3 protein-coding genes and 2 pseudogenes are annotated in these 2427 nt (G+C 66.0%); 3 read left to right on the plus strand and 2 right to left on the minus strand.

The window, feature by feature from the left end:
* Positions 1-335 (minus strand): annotated as a pseudogene (locus AC1DY5_RS51395) (universal stress protein); the annotation flags it as partial.
* Positions 336-614: 279 nt separating this feature from the next.
* On the opposite strand from AC1DY5_RS51395, the pseudogene AC1DY5_RS51400 reads away from it, so the two are divergent.
* The 3 genes and pseudogenes from AC1DY5_RS51400 to AC1DY5_RS51410 form a co-directional block, all read left to right on the plus strand.
* Positions 615-866 (plus strand): annotated as a pseudogene (locus AC1DY5_RS51400) (P-type ATPase actuator domain-containing protein); the annotation flags it as partial.
* Positions 867-990: 124 nt separating this feature from the next.
* Entirely contained in the window at positions 991-1275 is a 285-nt protein-coding gene (locus tag AC1DY5_RS51405) for a hypothetical protein (RefSeq protein ID WP_478121979.1), read from the plus strand.
* Positions 1276-1342: 67 nt separating this feature from the next.
* Complete coding sequence (locus tag AC1DY5_RS51410; protein ID WP_478121980.1) at positions 1343-1717, plus strand: hypothetical protein; 375 nt, start codon at positions 1343-1345, stop codon at positions 1715-1717.
* Here the strand turns inward: AC1DY5_RS51410 and AC1DY5_RS51415 are convergent.
* Complete coding sequence (locus AC1DY5_RS51415; RefSeq protein ID WP_478121978.1) at positions 1647-2345, minus strand: IS6 family transposase; 699 nt, start codon at positions 2343-2345, stop codon at positions 1647-1649. The two genes, AC1DY5_RS51410 and AC1DY5_RS51415, sit on opposite strands and share 71 nt — an antisense overlap.
* Positions 2346-2427 lie beyond the last annotated feature (82 nt).

A 2427-nucleotide genomic window follows, 5' to 3' on the forward strand; every position in this document is an offset into this window, starting at 1 on the left:
AGGATCAGCAGGTCGGCATAGAGGGCGCGGCGGGCAATGCCCCAGGGCGCGTCGCTCATCGGCTCGGACCAGCGCAGGCGGGGCGATCCTCCTGCGGCGCTCATGAAGGTCGCATGCGCCTTGTCGCGCGACTCGCGGTCGAGCGACCGCATGATCGCCACGGCTTCCGCCGCGCCCTCCAGTGCGTAGGGATAGCGCAGCAGCGCCGACATGGTGCACGGCTGGCCGGTCACTTCGGCCTCGAAGGCCTCGGCGACCTGCCGCGCGACCGTGACTCGCGCCGCGGTGCGCGCGGAACTGTCGAGATGAAGAAGGATGGTCTTGGGTGTCCGCATGAGGGGCTCCGTCTTGCAATGAACGAATGTGCGCCCCAAGTTAGCGCCCTTTCGACCCCCCGCCCTTGCGCGGCGTCAAACCAGGCGACTGCCGCCTCGCCTAGTCTTGCTTGCCATGATGGCCTCGACGACTGCACCCTGGTGGCTTGATGTCGCACCTCTCGACACGCAGGGGCTGTCGGCACCGCAGGCCCGCGACGCGCTCGACCGGATCGGGCCGAACAGCTTCGAGGCGACCCAGAAGCAGCCGCTCGCGCCGCTGAAAAGCTGCGCGAGTCGGTGGCGCTTCGCGCGCGCGTCATCCGGGACGGCCTCGAACAGGAGATTCCCGTCGCCACGCTGGTACCGGGCGATCTGGTCCTGCTGGCCGCCGGCGACCGCGTGCCGGCCGACGGCAGGGTGCTTGAGGCACGCGACTTCTTCGTCAATCAGGGTCCGCTCACCGGCGAGTCCTACCCGGTGGAAAAGCACCCGGGCACGGTCGAGCGCGGCGCGACGGAACTCCAGCAGGCCCTCAACGCAGTCTTCATGGGCAGCACCATGGTCAGCGGCAGCGCACGTGTCCGTGTCATGGTCACGGGCGCCGCCACCGCCCCTTGGGGAGGTAGCGCACAGCATCCAGGCCGAACCGCCGCCCAACGCCTTCGAGGTCGGCATGCACGGCTTCGGCATGTTGCTCATGCGGGCGACGCTGCTGCTGGTGCTTTTCGTGACGCTGGTCAACCTGATCCTGCATCGCCCGCTGCTCGACTCGTTCCATTTCGCCGTTGCGCTTGCCGTCGGCCTGACGCCCGAATTGCTCCCGATCGTCGTCTCCGTGACGCTTTCGCGCGGCGCGATCCGGTTGGCCGAGCGGCGAGTGATCGTCAAGCGCCTCGCGGCGATCCAGAACCTCGGCGCCATGGACGTGTGCTGTGCACCGACAAGACGGGGACCTTGACCGACGCCAGGATCAGCATGATCAGCACGGACACGCGCCGGCGCTCGAAATCGAAGGGCACGTCGTCGTGCGCGACGAGAGCGAACTCGTGTTCGCCGGCTTTGCCGCATTCATCGATCCGCCCAAGCCCGGCGCGGGCGCCGCGCTGGCCGCACTGGCGAAGAGCGGCGTGGCCGTGAAGATCGTGAGCGGCGACAGCGAGCTCGTGACGCAGCACCTGTGCGCCCTGCTTCACCTGCCGGTCGCGGGCAATCCGACGGGGCAGGAGATCGCGCGCATGGACGACGCCGCCTTGCGCGCACGCGTGCAGAAGACGGCTCTGGTGCAAAGTTTGGGGGTAGCCGAGCGACGTCTCCAGAGGGCCGCGCAGGTTATGCCGAAAGCACGGCATTCCAGATCGCGGGCGCAGCTTGGCCCCGAACATGCAGCCGACCGAGATTGAACTGACCCTTGCGAACTCGGTGCAGCAGCTCGACGCCGGCGATCGTCACCGCAGCACGGTCGAAGACCTTGAACCCCAGCATCGGGTTGATGCGTGACTTCACGCCCCGATGGTCTTGCTCGATCATGTTGTTGAGGTACTTCGACGATCGCAGCCGCGTGTCTTTCCATCGTGAGCTCTGCGCGGGCAACTCTCGCACCGCGCGGTGCGAGGCGGCATAGCCATCCAGCGTGACGCTCACCGGAGCTCGGCCTTGCGTCTCCAGCGCCCTGCGAAAGAACGCCTTGGCCGCCTTGACATCGCGATTGGCGCTCAGCCGGAAGTCGACCGTCTTTCCTTCTCGATCGACGGCTCGGTAGAGGTAGGTCCATTKGCCGCGGATCTTCACGTAGGTTTCGTCGACGCGCCATGATCGACCGGCCTTGCGAGCGAATCGATTCCAGCGCTTCTCGAACTCCGGTACGAACCGCTGGACCCAGCGCATGACCGTTGTGTGGGCCAAGACCAAGCCACGCTCAGCCATCATCTCCACCAGGTCACGAAAGCTCAGCTTGAAGCGCAGGTACCAGCGAACGCACAACACGATGATCTCGCGCTCAAAGTGCCGACCTTTGAACAGCTCATCCATGCTCTGGAACTTCTTTGCCACGTTCAGCCTTCACATCACAAAGGTCGGTAGCCTACCGGAAGCCAAAGTTTGCACCAGAGCC

Source organism: Variovorax sp. P4_D9 (assembly GCF_056401695.1).